Raw genomic sequence first — 15,847 nt, 5'->3', positions numbered from 1 at the left:
ACAGTACGACGGCGGGGCCCACCATTCGGTGGGCCCCGCCGTTCGTTGTTCGGAGGGCTTCTGGCCGGATTTCCCTGCCGGACGTGCCAGCTCCTTGCAGAGCCCCTAGGACGTCTGCTGGGACCGGGCGCTGGCGTAGAGGCAGACGGTGGCTGCGGTGCCGAGGTTCAGGCTTTCCGCTCCCCCATAGACCGGCACGGCCACGCGGTGGTCGGCCAGCGCGATCTCGTCCTCGGACAGTCCCTGGGCCTCGTTGCCGAAGAGCCAGGCCGTGGGGCTTTCCAGCGCAAAGACCGACTCGGCAGCGGAGGCGCCCAGGCGCCTGGCCGCATTCTCGTCCTGGAGACGGTCCAAGTTCAGCTGGCCTTGGCCGTCCGCTGCGAGGACTCCGATGCCGCGTTCCTTGCAGCGGGCCACCAGCTCCTCGACATCAGCGCCCAGCACCACTGGCACGTGGAAGAGGGATCCCGCCGTCGAGCGCACGGCTTTGGGGTTGTAGATGTCAACGCTGGATGCGGTCAGGATAACGGCGTCCGCGCCGGCCGCGTCGGCTGCCCGGAGCACGGTTCCGGCGTTGCCCGGATCGCGGACCTGGCACAGCACCGCGATCAGTTGCGGGCCGGCGTCGAGTACCTGCTCAAGGCTCACGTCCAGGAAACCGCAGACCGCGAGGATGCCCTGCGGGGTAACCGTGTCTGCCATCGCTGCCAGCACTTCGTCGGTGGCGAGGAATGCGGTGGTGCCCTCTGCGAGTGTCTCCAGGTCAGGGTGCCGGTCGAGGCAGGCCTCGCTCGCGTACACCTCATAGACGATCCCGGGCTCCCCCGCGGCAATCCTCTTCTGGTGCAGGACCAGGGCCTCCCGGACAGCCTGCGGGCCCTCCGCCAGGAACTCGCTGCGCTTTAAACGGGCCGGGCGCCCGGCAAGTTGTGCCACCTTCCTCACCCGATCAGCTCGAGGATTGGAAAGTGGAAAATCTTGCGGGCGCCCGGTTTCGTTCATATAAGAACCTTAGTTGCTTTCACAGCCGGTTCTTGAACGAAGCAGTCTTCGACTACGGCAGGAACTACTTTGCGGCCTCGGCGTCAGCCTTCTTGGCAGCAGGCTTCTTCGCGGGAGCCTTCTTGGCAGCCTTCGGAGCCGGAGCGGCCTCATCCTGAACGGCCGGAGCGGACGTGTCGGCGGGCAGCGAGTCCTTGGCGACCTTGACCAGCGCGGCGAAGGCGTTGGCGTCGGAGACGGCCAGCTCGGCCAGCATACGGCGGTCAACCTCAACCTCAGCGGCCTTCAGGCCCTGGATCAGTCGGTTGTAGGTCAGGCCGTTGGCGCGGGATGCAGCGTTGATGCGCTGGATCCAAAGACGGCGGAAGTCGCCCTTCTTCTTTTTGCGGTCACCGTAGCTGTACACAAACGAGTGCAGCAGCTGCTCTTTTGCCTTGCGGTACAGGCGTGAACGCTGTCCGCGGTAGCCCTTTGCGCGTTCGAGGATAACCCGGCGCTTCTTGTGGGCGTTAACCGCCCTCTTCACACGTGCCACGTGCGTACTCCTTAGAAAATTCTGATCCCAAGCGTCTACTGCCGGATCGGTCCGGCTGGCCTGAGAAGCCTTTTTGGTAGTTGACTGCTGCCAGGTGGCGAACAGTCAGAAAACTTGGAACTTAGATGCCGAGCATCTTCCGGATGACCTTGGCGTCGCCCTTGAAGACGATCTTGTCGCCGGCAAGGCGACGGGTCAGCCGGGAGGACTTGTGCTCCAGGTAGTGGCGGCGGTTGGCCTGCTGGCGGCGCAGCTTGCCGCTACCGGTCAGCTTGAAGCGCTTCTTAGCACCGCTGTGGGTCTTCATCTTCGGCATGGGAACCGATCTCCTTACGTATCCGCAGAAAAGTCTGCAGCTCTTTCGTGCAGCCGCCCCTGCGGGCGGCATGCTGGTTGCCTACTGCCGGACATTGCTGTCCGGCAGCCGTGAACTAGTTGGTCTTCTTGCTGCCAGGCTTGGCGGCAGCCCGGGGGGCGGCCGGCCGTGCAGCGGGCTTCGGCGCTGAAGGCCTCGGCACCGGCTTCGGAGCGGCAACCGGCTTCGGTGCCGCCGCCGGAGCGGCCGTCTTTTCCTCGGGAGCCTGAGCGGCTGCCGGCTTCTCGGCGGCCTTCGGAGCCGCCGCGGGAGCCTTGGCTGCTGCCGGCTTCTCAGCGGCCTTCGGAGCGGCGGGAGCCTTGGCTACTGCCGGCTTCTCTGCTGCCTTCGGAGCCGCGGGAGCCTTGGCCACTGCCGGCTTCTCGGCGGCCTTGGGAGCAGCCGCCTTCGGTGCTTCCTGCGCGGGAGCCTCGTCGACCTTGGCTTCTTCGACCGGGGCCGTTTCAACCTTGGCTTCTTCGACCGGGGCCGTTTCAACCTTGGTTTCCTCGACGGGAGCCTCCGTTGCGGGAGCCTCCGGCGATACGACGTAGCCTTCCGGCAGGAGGTCTGCCAGCGTCTGGGTCAGCGGGGCGTTGCTGTCACCGGAGACATCGACGCGTCCCGAAGCCTTGGCTTCGTTCTCAGCCTTGGCTTCTGCGCGCTGCGTTGCGCGGCGTGCCTCTGCCTTGGCTTCAGCCTTGTTCTTCAGCGGACCAACCACCATGACCATGTTGCGGCCATCGATCCGGGGGCTGGACTCCACTACGCCAACTTCGGCGACGTCGTCGGCGAAGCGCTGGAGCAGGCGGATGCCCATCTCGGGGCGCTGCTGCTCACGGCCGCGGAACTGGATCATGGCTTTGACCTTGTCGCCGGCACCGAGGAAGCGGAGCGCGTGGCCGCGCTTCGTCTCGTAGTCGTGAGTGTCGATCTTCAGGCGGAAGCGGATTTCCTTCAGGACCGTGTTGGTCTGGTTCTTCCGGGCCTCGCGTGCCTTGACGGCGGCTTCGTACTTGTACTTGCCGAAGTCCATCAGCTTGCACACCGGAGGCTTCGCCTGCGGTGCAACTTCAACGAGATCAAGATCGGACTCGGCAGCCAAACGCAGGGCATCCTCAATACGGACAATTCCTACTTGTTCGCCTGCAGGGCCGACCAGCCGCACCTCGGGGACGCGGATACGCTCATTGATTCTTGGCTCGCTAATGTTAAAGCTCCTGTGTTCGTGAGAGGTATTCCACCGGCAAAAAGAGAAGGCCCCCAATTGCCGGAGCAATCGAAGGCCTCGAGATCGGAGCTGCCGCCCTCAATGAGGTGGCATGCACTTTCCTGCGAACCGGAGTCCGAGGTGGTGCCCGACCAGGTACCCGGCAACCTTGACTCCCGGAGGGAGGGGCTTCCCGAAGGAAGTTTCGCGGCTGACGCGGGTGGGAGAGAACTCCGCTTGCAAACTAAAGTCAACTCTACAGAAAGATACCCGTTCAACGCACATGTGCGTCGCCGGGCGCCATCTTCAGGCTCCAAGTTCAGCCAGAAGCACTGCGTTCTATATAAGCCTGAGAATAACGACATTTAGTCGGTCTGTGACAAGCTTACCAGCATGAGCACATCAGACCGTAATTCCCACGTCTTCGAGCCCGCAACCGCCCAGGCCGACGTCTCGCAGCAGATCCGCGACATCTCGGAAGTCCCCGCGATCGAGGTCATCACCACGGCCGCCGTGCACCTGATGAGCGCCGCCGCGGTAAAGCTCGGCCTCGCCGCCGAGGAAAATGCCCAGGAGCTCAAGGACCTGGACGAAGCCCGCAAACTGATCACCGCCCTTGCCGGCCTGGTAACTGCGGCGGCGCCGGAAATCGGCTCCCAGCACGCGGGACCGTTGCGCGACGGACTCCGTTCGCTGCAGCTGGCCTTCCGCGAGGAATCGATCATCCCGGATGCTCCGGGCAAGGGTCCGGGCGAGAAGTACACCGGCCCGGTCAACTAAGCAGAGTCAACTAAGCACGGTCATCTAAGCACAAAAGCCAGCCATAAAGCGGCGGCGGGCGGACACTTCGGTCCGACCGCCGCCGCCGTCGTTAACGCCCTTGCTCTCCGGATTCGGGCGCCTGAAGCGGCGTCACCGGACGGTCAAACGCGGGCCAGGCGGTGGCGCCGCACCCGCTGCAGGACGAGTCCCACCAGGCAGAGGGCCACCCCAGCCAGCCCCACGGACACGAAACCGGCCGAAGGGCCGATGAGGTCGATGAACAGCCCCGCCAGCGGCGCACCGAGGGCCACTCCGCCGGTGAGCGATGAGCCGTACCAGCCCATGGCCTCGCCGCGGCGGCTCTCGTCAACCAGTTCCGCCACCTTTTCCGAGGCCGCGGACAACACCGGTGCGCACAGCAGACCCGGCAGCAACGCGAGCAGGCTGAGCGTCCAGACGTCGGTCGCGAACGCCATCGGGACGGTCAGCGCTGACATCCCCAGCAACAGGAGGATCGGGGAGATCGGCCGGTGCATGGCGCCATAGAGGATGCCGCCCACCACCGAGGCCGCGCACCAGAAGAGGAACACTAGGCCGATTTCCGCCTCGTGGCCGCCGGTCTGGAGGGCCGCGACGATGCCGACGTCGGTGCCGCTGAGGACCATGCCCGCACCGGCCGCGACGGCGAATACGGAGGCCACGGCGGCGGTGAACCAGCTGAAGTTGTGGATGACCCTGTGCCGCAGGCCGGAGCCCCGCCGGCGCCGTTCCCCGGCCGCGGCTGCCAGGGGTGCCAGTTCGGCTGCGGCCTCCTGCAGGCGGGCCGGCGCGGCCGCGACGACGGCGGCTTCCGCGCATTCCAGCTCCTGAGCCTCGAGCCCGGCGTCGGGAGAAGCGCTCCGGGTGGGCGGGTTGAACCACATGAGGAAGAGTCCCGAGACGGATGTTGCCACTCCCACGATTGTCAGGCCCAGGACGGACTGGCCGCTGGTGGCGACGACGGCTCCGACAGCGGGGCCGATCATGAAGACCAGTTCGGTGGCGATGGCGTCCAGGGTGAAGGCCGTGCGGCGCTGTTCCCCGGGGGCCAGCACGCCGAGGGACTGCCGCACCACGCTGAAGATGGGCAGGGTCAGCAGGCCTCCGATGAACACCAGGGGCAGCAGGACCTCGTAAGAGACATGCGGGACGATCGACCAGATCACGGTCTCGGAGACCATCGACGGGATGAGCGCCTTACGCAGCCCCACGGTGTCGACCCGGCGCCCGCGCCAGGGGGCACCGACAGCGATTCCGATCGTCATCACGGCGGCGGCTGCGCCGGCGGCCGCGTAGCCTTGGCCGAGGGTCAGGACGATGTGCAGGGTCAGCAAGACTCCGGCCGCCGAGTGCGGTATGCGGGCGATCATGCCGACCAGCAGGAGCCGCCGGATGGGCCGGACGGCCAGCAGCTGACGGTAAAGCGCGAAATTCACGAAACTACTTCCTTCTGGTACTGCCCACGGCAGCACCGGGAAGTCCCCCCGTTGGGCCGTCAGCTATGGTGCTGCGCGCTGCAGCTTGACCTCGATCGAATCAACCCGCTCGGCAAAGATTTCATTCCGGGCCCAGGCGTTGTTGAGGCCAGCGACAATGGACTGCACGCCGGCGGCGTCGAGCCCGTCTTCAAGGTAGAGGACCACCCGGAGTTCCGGGCCGGCTCCGCCACCGGGGAGCGGCCTGCCATCGGCCGTGGCCGTGGCAACTCCTCCCCCCGGATGAATTTCAACACGGCGGACCGCAGGAAAGCTAACCGCGCCCTCCCCGAGGGCTGCTGCAAGATCGGGATCGGCGTACGACGGCGTCCAGGCCTGCTGCTGCGCGAGGGCCCAAACCGCAGGCCGGCGCACCACGAACGTCAGGTCGGAGCCGGGATCGAGCACCAGCAGCTCGGCGCCTTCCGCGACCGCGGACAGGGCGGCCCGGGCCGCGTACACGGCGACCGGCCTGGCCTCCGGATGCCACGCCGTCAGCGACGCCGCCGAGGTGAACACCGGCATGGCCGTCCGCCCGTCCGGCGCCTTGAGCGTCACGAGGGCCATGTCGGCCTGTTTGTCGGAGCGAAGTTTGTCCCCGTGCGCCTGGTCCCCGTGCGCCCCCGCAGCGGCTTCGCCCTCTTCGGCGAGCTGGGCGAGGATCGGCACGAACACCCTTGCGGTGGCAAGTGCGGCCACCACGGCCGCCTCGTCGCCCGTGCCCGCGGCGAGGTCGGCCAAAGCCGCAAGGTAGCCGGCGTCGGCCGTGCCGTCGTCGTCCTCGAAATTGTGGATCTTCGCGTCATCGCCGGACAGGCTGCGGCCCGCCCAGGGTTGGCCGGCAGAGTCAGCGGCCCCGCCGGAGCCGGCCAGGGCGGCCGCGATGTGTCCGGGCAGATGCCGGACCGGACCCGCCCCGGAGCCCGGCTGCACTGCATCGTTTGGGTCGTGGAGGCCGTGAGGACTGTCGGTGGGCGTCATGGACACTGACCGCCTAGCGGCGGCCGGCGGCGTCGAGGGCCTGAGGCAGGGTGAAATTGCCGTTGTAGAGGGCCTTGCCGATGATGGCGCCTTCGACCCCGAGCGGCACCAGCGAACGCAGGACCAGGAGGTCCTCAAGGCTGGAAATGCCGCCGGAAGCGACCACTGGCTTGCCGGTCTTCTCGACCATCTGGCGCAGGAGTTCGACGTTGGGGCCCTGGAGCGTGCCGTCCTTGGTCACATCGGTCACGACGTACCGGGCGCAGCCGGCGTCCTCGAGGCGGCCGAGCACCTCCCAGAGGTCCCCGCCTTCCTTGGTCCAGCCCCGGCCGGCGAGGGTGGTGCCGCGGACATCCAGGCCGACGGCGATCTTGTCGCCGAAGCGTTCGATCACCCGGGCCGTCCAGTCCGGGTTCTCCAGTGCCGCGGTGCCCAGATTCACGCGGGCGACGCCGAGGTCGAGGGCCTTCTCAAGGGATTCGTCGTCACGCAGGCCGCCGGAGAGCTCCACCTTGATATCGAGCCGCCCAACTACCTCGCGCAGGAGCTCGGCGTTGGAGCCGCGCCCGAACGCGGCGTCCAAGTCGACCAGATGCACCCACTCGGCCCCCTGCTGCTGCCAGTTGAGGGCGGCCTCCAGCGGGGTGCCATAGCTCGTCTCACTGCCGGCTTCGCCCTGAACGAGGCGGACGGCCTGGCCGTTGACGACGTCGACGGCGGGCAGGAGCTCAAGTACGGGCAACGGGGATTCGGTGGTCATCGTGGAGTCCTCAGCTTGGGGATGGTAGTTGGGAGCGGCCGTCAGGACGCCGGCAGGGTCAGGAGGTAGGCGGCCAGCAGCGACATTCCGGCCAGGACATAGAAAACGATCTGCACCCACAACGGACTTTTCTGCTGCCGGAAAGAGATCGCGCCGCCAACCAGCAGGCCCGCGACGCCCATGAGCACCAGGGACCACATCTAGGCGGTCCGTTCCGGCGCCGCGGTTTGTTCCGCGGCTGGACGCAGGCCCTGGACCCAGTTGCGCAGCAGTCGGGCGCCGGCGTCGCCGGACTTCTCCGGGTGGAACTGGGTGGCGCACAGCGGGCCGTTTTCCACAGCCGCGATGAACGGGGCACCATGGTCGGACCAGGTCACCAGCGGCGCGGCCATCCGCGGCTGGATGACGTCGAAGTCCCAGTGCTGGACGCCGTAGGAGTGCACGAAGTAGAAGCGCTCGCCCTCGACCCCGGCGAACAGCTTGGACCCTTCAGGGGCGGAGACGGTGTTCCAGCCCATGTGCGGTACGACGTCGGCAGGCAACAGTTCCACCTTGCCGGGCCACTCCCCCATGCCCTCGGCTTCCGTGCCGTGCTCGACGCCGGCCTCGAACAGCACCTGGAGCCCGACGCAGATGGCCAGCACAGGGCGGCCTCCGGCGACACGGCGGCCGATCATGCGGATGGCGTCCACGGCTTTGAGTTCGCGCATGACGGTTTCGAAGGCGCCGACACCGGGGACCACCAGGCCGTCGGCGTTAAGGACGTCCTCAGGCTTGGAACTGAGGACGACTTCGGCGCCGGCCCGCTCGAGCGCGCGGACGGCGGACCGGACATTCCCGGAGCCGTAGTCCAGCACCGTGACAGTGGGCTTTCCCTCCGGGGACACCGGCTTGGTCGCGGCGGCGGGATCGATGATGGCCCCGTCGCGGAGCAGCGGGCCGCTCACAAGGCACCCTTTGTGGACGGGATGCCCTCCACGCGGGGATCCGGTTCGACGGCTGCGCGCAGCGCCCGGGCAAAGGCCTTGAACTGAGCCTCGACGATGTGGTGGGGGTCGCGCCCGGCGGTGACGTTCATGTGCAGGCAGATCCCGGCGTGCAGCGTGATCGCCTCGAAGACGTGGCGCGTCAGGGAGCCGGTGAAGTGGCCGCCGATCAGGTGGTATTCCTGGCCTGCCGGCTCCCCGGCGTGAACCAGGTAGGGCCGGCCGGAGACGTCCACGACGGCTTGTGCGAGGGCCTCATCCAGGGGCACGGTCGCCTCGCCGAACCGGCGGATCCCGGCTTTGTTGCCCAGGGCGGTCCGCAGGACCTCGCCGAAGGTGATGGCCACGTCCTCGACCGTGTGGTGCACATCGATGTGGGTGTCCCCGGTGGCCTTGACGGTCATGTCAATCAAGGAGTGCTTGCTGAGGGCTGTCAGCATGTGGTCGTAGAACGGGACCGACGTGCTGATGTCTGAAACGCCGGTGCCGTCCAAGTTGATCTCGACCAGGACCGAGGACTCACTGGTGGTCCGTTCCATGCGTGCGGTCCGGCCCTCGGCGGCGGTGGATCCCGTGTTGCTCATGTAGATGTGTCCTTTGGAAGAAGGCAGGGTGTTGGGCAGTGTGGCGGGGTGCTCGGGGCTCCCCACCAAGTCTAGGCCTGCGGCTTTGCGGAGCCGTTCAGGATGCGTTCAAGGGCCTCAAGGAAGGCTGTGGTTTCCGTCTCAGTGCCGGCGGTCACGCGAAGGTGCCCGGGAATGCCGACGTCGCGGATGAGGACACCGGCGTCCAGCATGCCCTGCCAGACCTCGTGGGGGTTCTCCAGGCCGCCGAAGAACACGTAGTTGGAGTCGGAGGCGGCCGGCCTCAGGCCCAGCCGAGTCAGTTCGGACACGATCCTGTCGCGCTGGCGTTTGATGTCCTCGACGTCCGCCATGAGCGCCTCGCGGTGGCGCAGGGCGGCCAGGGCCGCGGCCTGGGTGATGGCGGAGAGGTGGTACGGGAGACGGACCAGGCGCAGGGCGTCCGCGACCTCCGGGGCCGCGGCCATGTAGCCGAGTCGCGCGCCGGCGAGGGCGAAGGCCTTGCTCATGGTGCGCGACACGATCAGCCGCTCCCGGCCGGGCAGCAGGGTGAGCGCGCTGGGCGTGCCGTCGTGGGCGAACTCGTGGTACGCCTCGTCAACGATCACGACGGTTTGGCTGGCCTCGCCGGCGTCGTAGACGGCCTCGACGACATCAAGCCCCAGCCCCGTGCCCGTGGGGTTGTTCGGGGAGCAGAGGAAAACGATGTTGGGCTGCAGCTCCCGGACCTGCCGGGCCGCCGATTCCGCGCTGAGCCCGTAGTCTGCCGCGCGGGCGCCGACGATGTACTCAGTGTCCGTGCCGGAGGCCAGCAGCGGGTACATCGAATATGTGGGAGGGAACCCGAGGGCTGTCCGGCCGGGGCCGCCGAACGCCTGGAGGATCTGCTGAAGGACTTCGTTGGAGCCGTTCGCGGCCCAGATATTCTCCGCTTCCAGGCCGTGGCCAAGATATTCCGCGAGGGCCTCGCGCAATTCGGTGAACTCGCGGTCAGGATAGCGGTTCAGGCCGACGGCGGCGGCGCTGACGGCCTCGGTGATCGCCGCCCGGACATCGGCGGGCACGCCATGGGTGTTCTCGTTGACGTTGAGCAGGATGGGAACGTCCAGCTGCGGCGCGCCATACGGACGCAGGCCACGCAGATTGGTTCGGAGGGGCAGTCGGTTGAGGCGCTCAAGCTGGTCAGTCACGTGACCAGTTTAAGTGGTACCGGCACGGGCGCTGAAACTGTGACGCCTGCAACGGCACTTGGGTGAGGGTAGTTGGGTGATGGAACTTGGCTTGCCGGACGCTACTTGGACGGGACGAACAGCTCCTGGCCCGGCATCACACGCGCGGCATCCAGGTTGTTCAGCTGCACGATATCGGCCACAACGTCGCGGGGATCGCGCTCCGGGGCCACGGACCCCGCGATGGCCCAGAGGGACTCCCCCGGCTGCACTGTGACGGTAACGGTCGGTGTCGGGGAGAGCTGGTCCGCGGAATCCGCCGCCTTCGCGGGTGCGTTGAGGAATCCGCTGAACGACAGAATGAGCGCCGCCAGCAGGATCAGCGGGACACCGAAGAAGACGAAGCGTCCGCGCCGGGTGAGCCGCAGCGGCGCTTGCTTGGGCCGACCGGCGGAAACAGCGGCCGCCACCCCTAGCGGTGCGGGCGACGTCGGGGAGGTGCGCGGGCCGGCGTTGATCGGGTACACATTGCCGTAACGGATGCTGCCCTGGCCGAAACTGGTCTGGTCGACACTGCTCTGGCGGGCGCCGCTCTGGCTTGCGCTGCTCTGGCCGATGGTGCTGTGGCCGACGCTGCCGAGATCCACCACGCCACTGGCACCAGCCCTGCGGTGGTGATTCGTGACGCCCTGAACGAAAGTGCCTTGAAACGCGCTTGAAGCTGACATGAACTGAGCCCTCCTGGACCATACGGTGCCGCCCGGCGTACTCCACGTACTCGCCGCCAACCGGCCGAACCTTCGAACATAGAACCGAACACCGGATCCGGAGTCGCAACTCCGAACTCGAACACATATTCGAACTCTGCTTGTTCTGTTTTAGCACTTACTAACGAACGATGTCGAGACTCGCTAGAACAAATGTTTGAAAAAGCTTTGCGGCTGGCCTATTTTTGAGGGACAGAACAACCACAAATGAATTCACTGGGTGAAGTCATTGGTAGTTGATCAGCAGGGTCTGACATTTCAGACCGGAAGTTCCCGGTGACAGCAGCCAAGGCAGCCGGGCGGAACGGAAAGGCGTTGGCGAACATGGCAGCACAAGCCACCGGCGGCAGGGCCACCTCACGGAGCCCGCAGCCCGCCCGGGCCCCCAAAAGCCTCACCGTCCGGCAAAAGAAAATCCTGGAGACCATCCAGCGGTCCGTCACGGACAAGGGCTACCCGCCGTCCATGCGCGAGATCGGCGACACTGTCGGTCTGGCCAGCCTGTCGAGCGTTACCCATCAGCTCTCCCAGCTCGAAAAGCTCGGTTACCTGCGGCGCGATCCGAAGCGCCCGCGGGCCATGGAAGTGCTCATGCCGCTGACCCTGGACGAGGGGACCACCCCGATTTCGGGAGTCGAGAAGTCCAGCGGCCTGCGGGCCGTCGGCGGCCTGTCAGTGAATGAACTCGCCAGCGCCACTGACACCGCAATGGTGCCACTCGTCGGACGCATCGCCGCCGGCGGACCGATTCTCGCGGACCAGGTGGTGGAGGATGTCATGCCGCTGCCCCGCCAGCTCGTGGGCCACGGCGAACTCTTCATGCTCAAGGTGGCGGGCGACTCGATGATCGATGCCGCCATCTGCGACGGCGACTGGGTGGTTGTCCGCCGCCAGGGCGATGCCGTCAACGGCGACATCGTTGCCGCGCTGCTGGACGACGAAGCCACGGTCAAGACATTCCGCCAGCGGGACGGCCACACGTGGCTGCTGCCGCAAAACACCCAGTACGAGCCCATCCTCGGCGACCACGCCGTCATCATGGGCAAAGTCGTCTCGGTGCTCCGCTCCCTCTAGCGGCTGCGGCCGGGTCATCCCGGACCACGTAAACCCAAAGCAAACGTCCCCGCCGGTAATCCGGACGGGGACGTTCGCGTTTTCTGGTCGACTGGCTCCCCAATTGCCTATTTGGCGGCCTGTGCCGATTCTTTGGCCAGGCGCTCCAGGGCCGCCATGGCTATCGACGAATCGGTGGTGGGCCAGAAGGGCGGCAGCGCGGCGCGAAGGAATCCGCCGTAGCGCTCCGTGGACAGCCGCGAATCCAGCACCGCTACCACGCCCTTGTCCGACGTCGAGCGGATCAGCCGTCCGGCGCCCTGCGCGAGCCGAATGGCGGCGTGCGTGGCCGAGACGGACATGAAGCCATTGCCGCCGGCCTGGGCGACGGCCCGCGAGCGTGCCGTCATCAGCGGATCGTCCGGCCGCGGGAACGGAATCCGGTCAATGACCACCAGCCGGCAGGACACTCCGGGAACGTCGACGCCCTGCCACAGGGACATCGTGCCGAACAAACAGGTGTCCGGCTCGTCCGCAAACTGCCGCACAAGCGCCGTCATGGTCGACTCCCCCTGGCACAGGATGCTGAGGCCCAGCCGGGGCCGCATGGCCTCGGCGGCTTCCTCGGCCGCGCGCCGCGAGGAAAACAGGCACAAGGCACCGCCGCCGGAAGCGCGGATCAGCTTCTCGAGTTCGTCCAAGGCCTCGGGGGACGTTCCGCGGCCGGGTTTGGGCAGGTGCCGGGCGACGTAGAGGATGCCCTGCTTCGGATAGTCGAAGGGGGATCCGACGTCGACGCCGGTCCAGCTCGGGGCGCCGTTGCCAACGAGGCCGAGGCCGCCGGCAGCCGGCTCGAAGGCAGCGCCGATGGCCAGCGTGGCCGAGGTCAGGATGACGGTGTGGTCCGCGAACAAACCCTCGCGCAGACGCCCCGCGACGCTCAACGGCGCAACATTGATCAATGCCGGCGAGCTCTCGTCCGGCTGGGAGTAGCCCTGCGCCGGGTCGAAGCTGCTGTTGCGGGAGAACCACACCACTTCGCGGTTTTCGCGCGCTGCCAGGAGCCGCTCACAGAGTTCCAGGATGACCATCAGGCGTGAGCGGGCCAGCTGGCGTCCGCCGTCGGCCGACACGGAGCTGTCCCCCTTCGAATCAGACAGGGCGGCGCGGCACGCGTCGCGCAGCTGGTCGATGCAGTCCAGCTGCTCGCTGTTCAGCCCGTTGGGCATCAACCCACTCGGGACGCCGTCGATCGCCAGCTCCAGATGGGAGGCAGCATTGTTCAGCGCGTCCACGGTGATGCCCGTGTGTTTCCGGGCCCCGGACGCGGCGGCATGCACCATCGCCACGGAGAGCTGGCCGGAGACCGCGCCCGTGACGCGGTCCTGAAGTTCGTGCGCCTCATCCACCACCACGACGTCGTACTCGGGCAGCACCGCCAGGCCTTCGAAGGCGCTGACGGCCAGCATGGCGTGGTTGGTGACCACGACGTCGGCGTCGGCGGCGTTCTGCCGGGCCAGCTCGCTGAAGCATTCGGCCGCGAGCGGGCACTTCTGCGCGCCGAGGCACTCCATGGAGGTGACCGAGACCTGGCGCCATGCCCGGTCCGTGACGCCTGGCATGAGCTCGTCGCGGTCCCCCGTCGTGGTCCCCTCAGCCCATTCGCGCAGGCGGACGACTTCCTTGCCCATTTGCGAGGACGGCCCGCCCACTGCGGCGGCGAAATGCGGCACGCTGGTATCCTCCCCGAGGGAAAACAGCTGTCCCTCGGAAGGTTCCTCGGACGGGAAACCGCCCTCGAGCTTGTGCCGGCACACGTAGTTGGACCGGCCCTTCACCAGGGCGACCTTGACGGGCCGTGCCAGGGCAGGGGTGATGGTCTTGAGCAGCCTGGGCAGGTCCCGGCCCACGATCTGCGTCTGCAGCGCCAGGGTTGCGGTGGAGACCAGGGTGGGCTTGTTGCTGGTCAGCGAATGGGCGATCAGCGGAATCAGGTACGCCAGGGATTTGCCGGTCCCGGTGCCGGCCTGGACCAGCAGGTGGTCGCCGCTGTCTATCGCGCGCGCCACCTGCCGGGCCATTTCGTGCTGGCCATCGCGGCTCTGGCCGCCCATGCCGGACACGGCACGGTCGAGAAGTTTAACCACGAACTCCTCACCGGCCGCGCCCGCAACCGCAGCGGCGTCGCCTTCGGCGTCTGAGCCACCTTCTAAGCCGCCTTCTAAGCCGACGTCGGCGCCGGCCGATGCGCCCGCACCTCCGGCGGCGTCCAATTCAGCGTCAGACGCGTCGGCGTCAGCAGGTCCGGCGTCAGCCCTGGTCACCGCAGCCTCAGTCATTACTGACGAAGGGATCCAGTTCGGCTGCGAGTCCTTCACGCACCATCACCACGGCTCGGGTCCCGGTCTCCTCGTGGTCGAGGCTGAGGATCTCGGCGTCGGTCTCGTGGAGCTTGCTGAGCAGGTCCCCGCGGTTGTACGGGATCAGCAGTTCAAGCTTCACGCTGGGCCGCGGAATGCCGTCGCTGATGGCCTTGAGCAGCTCCGGAATGCCTTCACCGGTGCGGGCCGAGACCACCACGTGGCGCGGTTCACGCTGCTTGAGCCGCTCCACCACAAACGGGTCTGCGGCGTCGGCCTTGTTCAGGACAATGATTTCCGGAACCTTGCGCGCGTCGACTTCGCTGAAGACGGTCCGGACAGCGGCGATCTGGCCTTCCGGATCCGGGTGCGAGACGTCCACGACGTGCAGGATCAGGTCCGAGTCGGCCACCTCTTCCAGCGTGGAGCGGAATGCCTCCACGAGCTGGGTGGGCAGGGACCGGACAAATCCCACGGTGTCCGCCAGGGTGTACCCCAGCCCGTCAGCGGTTTCGGCCTTGCGGACGGTGGGGTCCAGGGTGGCGAACAGGGCGTTCTCCACCAGCACCCCGGCGTCGGTCAGCCTGTTCAGCAGCGAGGATTTCCCGGCGTTGGTGTACCCGGCGATCGCCACCGAGGGCACCGCATTACGACGGCGGTTGGCCCGCTTTGTTTCCCGGGCGGGCTTCATGGCGGCGATTTCACGCCGCAGCTTGGCCATCCGGGTGCGGATCCGGCGGCGGTCCAGTTCGATCTTGGTTTCACCGGGACCACGCGAACCCATGCCGGCGCCGGCCCCGCCCACCTGGCCACCGGCCTGGCGGGACATCGACTCGCCCCAGCCACGCAGGCGCGGCAGCAGGTATTCCAGCTGCGCCAGCTCCACCTGCGCCTTGCCTTCGCGGCTCTTCGCGTGCTGCGCAAAGATATCCAGGATCAGCGCCGTGCGGTCAATGACCTTGACCTTGACGATGTCCTCCAAGCCGCGCCGCTGGGACGGGGCCAATTCGGCGTCGACCACTACGGTGTCGGCGCCGGTGGACATCACGATGGCTTTGAGTTCCTGCGCCTTGCCGGAGCCGAGGAAGGTTCCGGGATCGGGCTTGGCCCGCCGCTGGACCAGCCCGTCGAGGACCTCCGAGCCGGCGGTCTCGGCGAGGGCCGCGAGTTCGCGCAGCGAGTTCTCGGCATCCGCGAGGGTGCCTTCGGTCCAGAGGCCGGCCAGGACGACGCGCTCAAGGCGCAACTGCCGGTATTCGACCTCGGTGACGTCTTCGAGTTCGGTGGACAGGCCGGCCTTGCGGCGCAACGCGTGGCGTTCCTCAAGATCCTGCTGGTCGCCGTCGAAGTTGGTGTACACCTCGTCCAGGCGGGAGATGGCCTGTGCTTTGCCGAGTACCGACGTCGGGCCGCCGGTCACGCCGGCGCCTCCGTTGGCGCCCGCTCCGGAGCCGCCGCCACGGCCTGCGCCTGGGGCGGGGGTGTCCTTGGACAGGATCCGGTCGATTACAGCCTGAATCTCCTCAGGACTCATGTCCTGGGCTGCTGAATCGGGTCCGGTGTTGGGGTGGCTGGTCATGGTCTCCTTTAAGGGTTCGGCACTTTCAGAATAGTGCCGATTGGTGCTCTGTGGGGCGGTATTCGCGCTGGGCTGACGGCGGGGGGTCATGCAGGCCTCCTGGATTGCCCGCGGCAACGGTGCCGGGGCGGGGCTGGCTCCGTCCGGAGCGGTGGCTAGGTGTTGGGTAGAGGCGGCAGAAGCGCCTGGCTGTGAGAACACTGGCTATGCGAGGCGGTGCCTGTGGAAAA

General features: G+C 67.2%; 16 protein-coding genes. 2 read left to right on the top strand and 14 right to left on the bottom strand.

Annotation, left to right across the window (positions count from 1 at the left end; translation table 11 throughout):
- Window positions 1-105 precede the first annotated feature (105 nt).
- From ACFRJ8_RS21540 to infC, 4 genes are all read right to left on the bottom strand, one after another.
- Window positions 106-1,002: a TrmH family RNA methyltransferase gene (locus ACFRJ8_RS21540; RefSeq protein ID WP_377988398.1), complete on the bottom strand. Its 897-nt coding sequence runs from the start codon at window positions 1,000-1,002 to the stop codon at window positions 106-108.
- Window positions 1,003-1,066: 64 nt separating this feature from the next.
- Entirely contained in the window at window positions 1,067-1,537 is a 471-nt protein-coding gene (rplT, locus tag ACFRJ8_RS21535; RefSeq protein ID WP_377988397.1) for a 50S ribosomal protein L20, read from the bottom strand.
- A 121-nt stretch (window positions 1,538-1,658) separates the two neighbouring features.
- Complete coding sequence (gene rpmI, locus ACFRJ8_RS21530) at window positions 1,659-1,853, bottom strand: 50S ribosomal protein L35 (protein WP_009358635.1); 195 nt, start codon at window positions 1,851-1,853, stop codon at window positions 1,659-1,661.
- Window positions 1,854-1,968: 115 nt separating this feature from the next.
- The gene (gene infC, locus ACFRJ8_RS21525) at window positions 1,969-3,060 is read right to left on the bottom strand and encodes a translation initiation factor IF-3 (RefSeq protein ID WP_377988396.1); all 1,092 of its coding nucleotides are present in this window, start codon (window positions 3,058-3,060) and stop codon (window positions 1,969-1,971) included.
- A gap of 435 nt (window positions 3,061-3,495) precedes the next feature.
- On the opposite strand from infC, the gene ACFRJ8_RS21520 reads away from it, so the two are divergent.
- Window positions 3,496-3,882 carry a DUF1844 domain-containing protein gene (locus tag ACFRJ8_RS21520; RefSeq protein WP_377988395.1) on the top strand — a complete coding sequence of 129 codons (387 nt, stop codon included), beginning with the start codon at window positions 3,496-3,498 and terminating at the stop codon, window positions 3,880-3,882.
- A gap of 143 nt (window positions 3,883-4,025) precedes the next feature.
- Here the strand turns inward: ACFRJ8_RS21520 and ACFRJ8_RS21515 are convergent, their stop codons facing one another.
- From ACFRJ8_RS21515 to ACFRJ8_RS21480, 8 genes are all read right to left on the bottom strand, one after another.
- A complete protein-coding gene (locus ACFRJ8_RS21515; protein ID WP_377988394.1) occupies window positions 4,026-5,339 on the bottom strand; it encodes an MFS transporter in 1,314 nt (437 codons plus the stop codon).
- A 63-nt stretch (window positions 5,340-5,402) separates the two neighbouring features.
- On the bottom strand, window positions 5,403-6,359 hold the full coding sequence (locus ACFRJ8_RS21510) for an SseB family protein (RefSeq protein ID WP_377988393.1): 957 nt from the start codon (window positions 6,357-6,359) through the stop codon (window positions 5,403-5,405).
- A gap of 13 nt (window positions 6,360-6,372) precedes the next feature.
- Window positions 6,373-7,119 carry a bifunctional 1-(5-phosphoribosyl)-5-((5-phosphoribosylamino)methylideneamino)imidazole-4-carboxamide isomerase/phosphoribosylanthranilate isomerase PriA gene (gene priA / locus ACFRJ8_RS21505; RefSeq protein WP_377988392.1) on the bottom strand — a complete coding sequence of 249 codons (747 nt, stop codon included), beginning with the start codon at window positions 7,117-7,119 and terminating at the stop codon, window positions 6,373-6,375.
- 41 nt (window positions 7,120-7,160) lie between these two features.
- Window positions 7,161-7,319 (bottom strand): hypothetical protein, encoded by a 159-nt coding sequence (locus ACFRJ8_RS21500; RefSeq protein WP_277525990.1) that lies wholly within the window; start codon window positions 7,317-7,319, stop codon window positions 7,161-7,163.
- Window positions 7,320-8,066, bottom strand: coding sequence for an imidazole glycerol phosphate synthase subunit HisH (gene hisH, locus ACFRJ8_RS21495; RefSeq protein WP_377988391.1), 747 nt, complete (start codon window positions 8,064-8,066; stop codon window positions 7,320-7,322).
- The gene (hisB, locus tag ACFRJ8_RS21490) at window positions 8,063-8,689 is read right to left on the bottom strand and encodes an imidazoleglycerol-phosphate dehydratase HisB (RefSeq protein WP_091557762.1); all 627 of its coding nucleotides are present in this window, start codon (window positions 8,687-8,689) and stop codon (window positions 8,063-8,065) included. The genes hisH and hisB overlap by 4 nt, the downstream gene beginning before the upstream one ends.
- Window positions 8,690-8,760: 71 nt before the next feature.
- Window positions 8,761-9,879, bottom strand: a complete 1,119-nt coding sequence (locus tag ACFRJ8_RS21485) for a histidinol-phosphate transaminase (RefSeq protein WP_377988390.1) — start codon at window positions 9,877-9,879, stop codon at window positions 8,761-8,763.
- A gap of 101 nt (window positions 9,880-9,980) precedes the next feature.
- Complete coding sequence (locus tag ACFRJ8_RS21480; protein WP_377988431.1) at window positions 9,981-10,328, bottom strand: LysM peptidoglycan-binding domain-containing protein; 348 nt, start codon at window positions 10,326-10,328, stop codon at window positions 9,981-9,983.
- Window positions 10,329-10,949: 621 nt separating this feature from the next.
- On the opposite strand from ACFRJ8_RS21480, the gene lexA reads away from it, so the two are divergent.
- Window positions 10,950-11,699: a transcriptional repressor LexA gene (lexA, locus tag ACFRJ8_RS21475; RefSeq protein ID WP_377988389.1), complete on the top strand. Its 750-nt coding sequence runs from the start codon at window positions 10,950-10,952 to the stop codon at window positions 11,697-11,699.
- 107 nt (window positions 11,700-11,806) lie between these two features.
- Here lexA and ACFRJ8_RS21470 read toward each other — a convergent pair whose 3' ends face one another.
- Window positions 11,807-14,017: an ATP-dependent DNA helicase gene (locus tag ACFRJ8_RS21470; RefSeq protein ID WP_377988388.1), complete on the bottom strand. Its 2,211-nt coding sequence runs from the start codon at window positions 14,015-14,017 to the stop codon at window positions 11,807-11,809.
- Window positions 14,010-15,617 carry a GTPase HflX gene (gene hflX / locus ACFRJ8_RS21465; protein WP_377988387.1) on the bottom strand — a complete coding sequence of 536 codons (1,608 nt, stop codon included), beginning with the start codon at window positions 15,615-15,617 and terminating at the stop codon, window positions 14,010-14,012. The genes ACFRJ8_RS21470 and hflX overlap by 8 nt, the downstream gene beginning before the upstream one ends.
- Between the last annotated feature and the right edge of the window lie 230 nt (window positions 15,618-15,847).

The sequence above is a fragment of the Arthrobacter sp. NPDC056886 genome (genome assembly GCF_042788715.1).
In the GTDB taxonomy this organism is placed as follows: Bacteria; Actinomycetota; Actinomycetes; order Actinomycetales; family Micrococcaceae; genus Arthrobacter.
The sequence above is the reverse complement of the archived record's forward strand: the minus strand, read 5'-3'. Positions and strand labels throughout refer to the sequence as shown.

Bases quoted from the DNA above. Each gene is read 5' to 3' on its own strand.
- priA (WP_377988392.1), bottom strand. From the start codon at position 7,119: ATGACCACCGAATCCCCGTTGCCCGTACTTGAGCTCCTGCCCGCCGTC.
- ACFRJ8_RS21540 (WP_377988398.1), bottom strand. From the start codon at position 1,002: ATGAACGAAACCGGGCGCCCGCAAGATTTTCCACTTTCCAATCCTCGA.
- ACFRJ8_RS21520 (WP_377988395.1), top strand. From the start codon at position 3,496: ATGAGCACATCAGACCGTAATTCCCACGTCTTCGAGCCCGCAACCGCC.
- hisB (WP_091557762.1), bottom strand. From the start codon at position 8,689: ATGAGCAACACGGGATCCACCGCCGCCGAGGGCCGGACCGCACGCATG.
- ACFRJ8_RS21470 (WP_377988388.1), bottom strand. From the start codon at position 14,017: ATGACTGAGGCTGCGGTGACCAGGGCTGACGCCGGACCTGCTGACGCC.
- lexA (WP_377988389.1), top strand. From the start codon at position 10,950: ATGGCAGCACAAGCCACCGGCGGCAGGGCCACCTCACGGAGCCCGCAG.
- rpmI (WP_009358635.1), bottom strand. From the start codon at position 1,853: ATGCCGAAGATGAAGACCCACAGCGGTGCTAAGAAGCGCTTCAAGCTG.
- ACFRJ8_RS21510 (WP_377988393.1), bottom strand. From the start codon at position 6,359: ATGACGCCCACCGACAGTCCTCACGGCCTCCACGACCCAAACGATGCA.
- hflX (WP_377988387.1), bottom strand. From the start codon at position 15,617: ATGACCAGCCACCCCAACACCGGACCCGATTCAGCAGCCCAGGACATG.
- ACFRJ8_RS21500 (WP_277525990.1), bottom strand. From the start codon at position 7,319: ATGTGGTCCCTGGTGCTCATGGGCGTCGCGGGCCTGCTGGTTGGCGGC.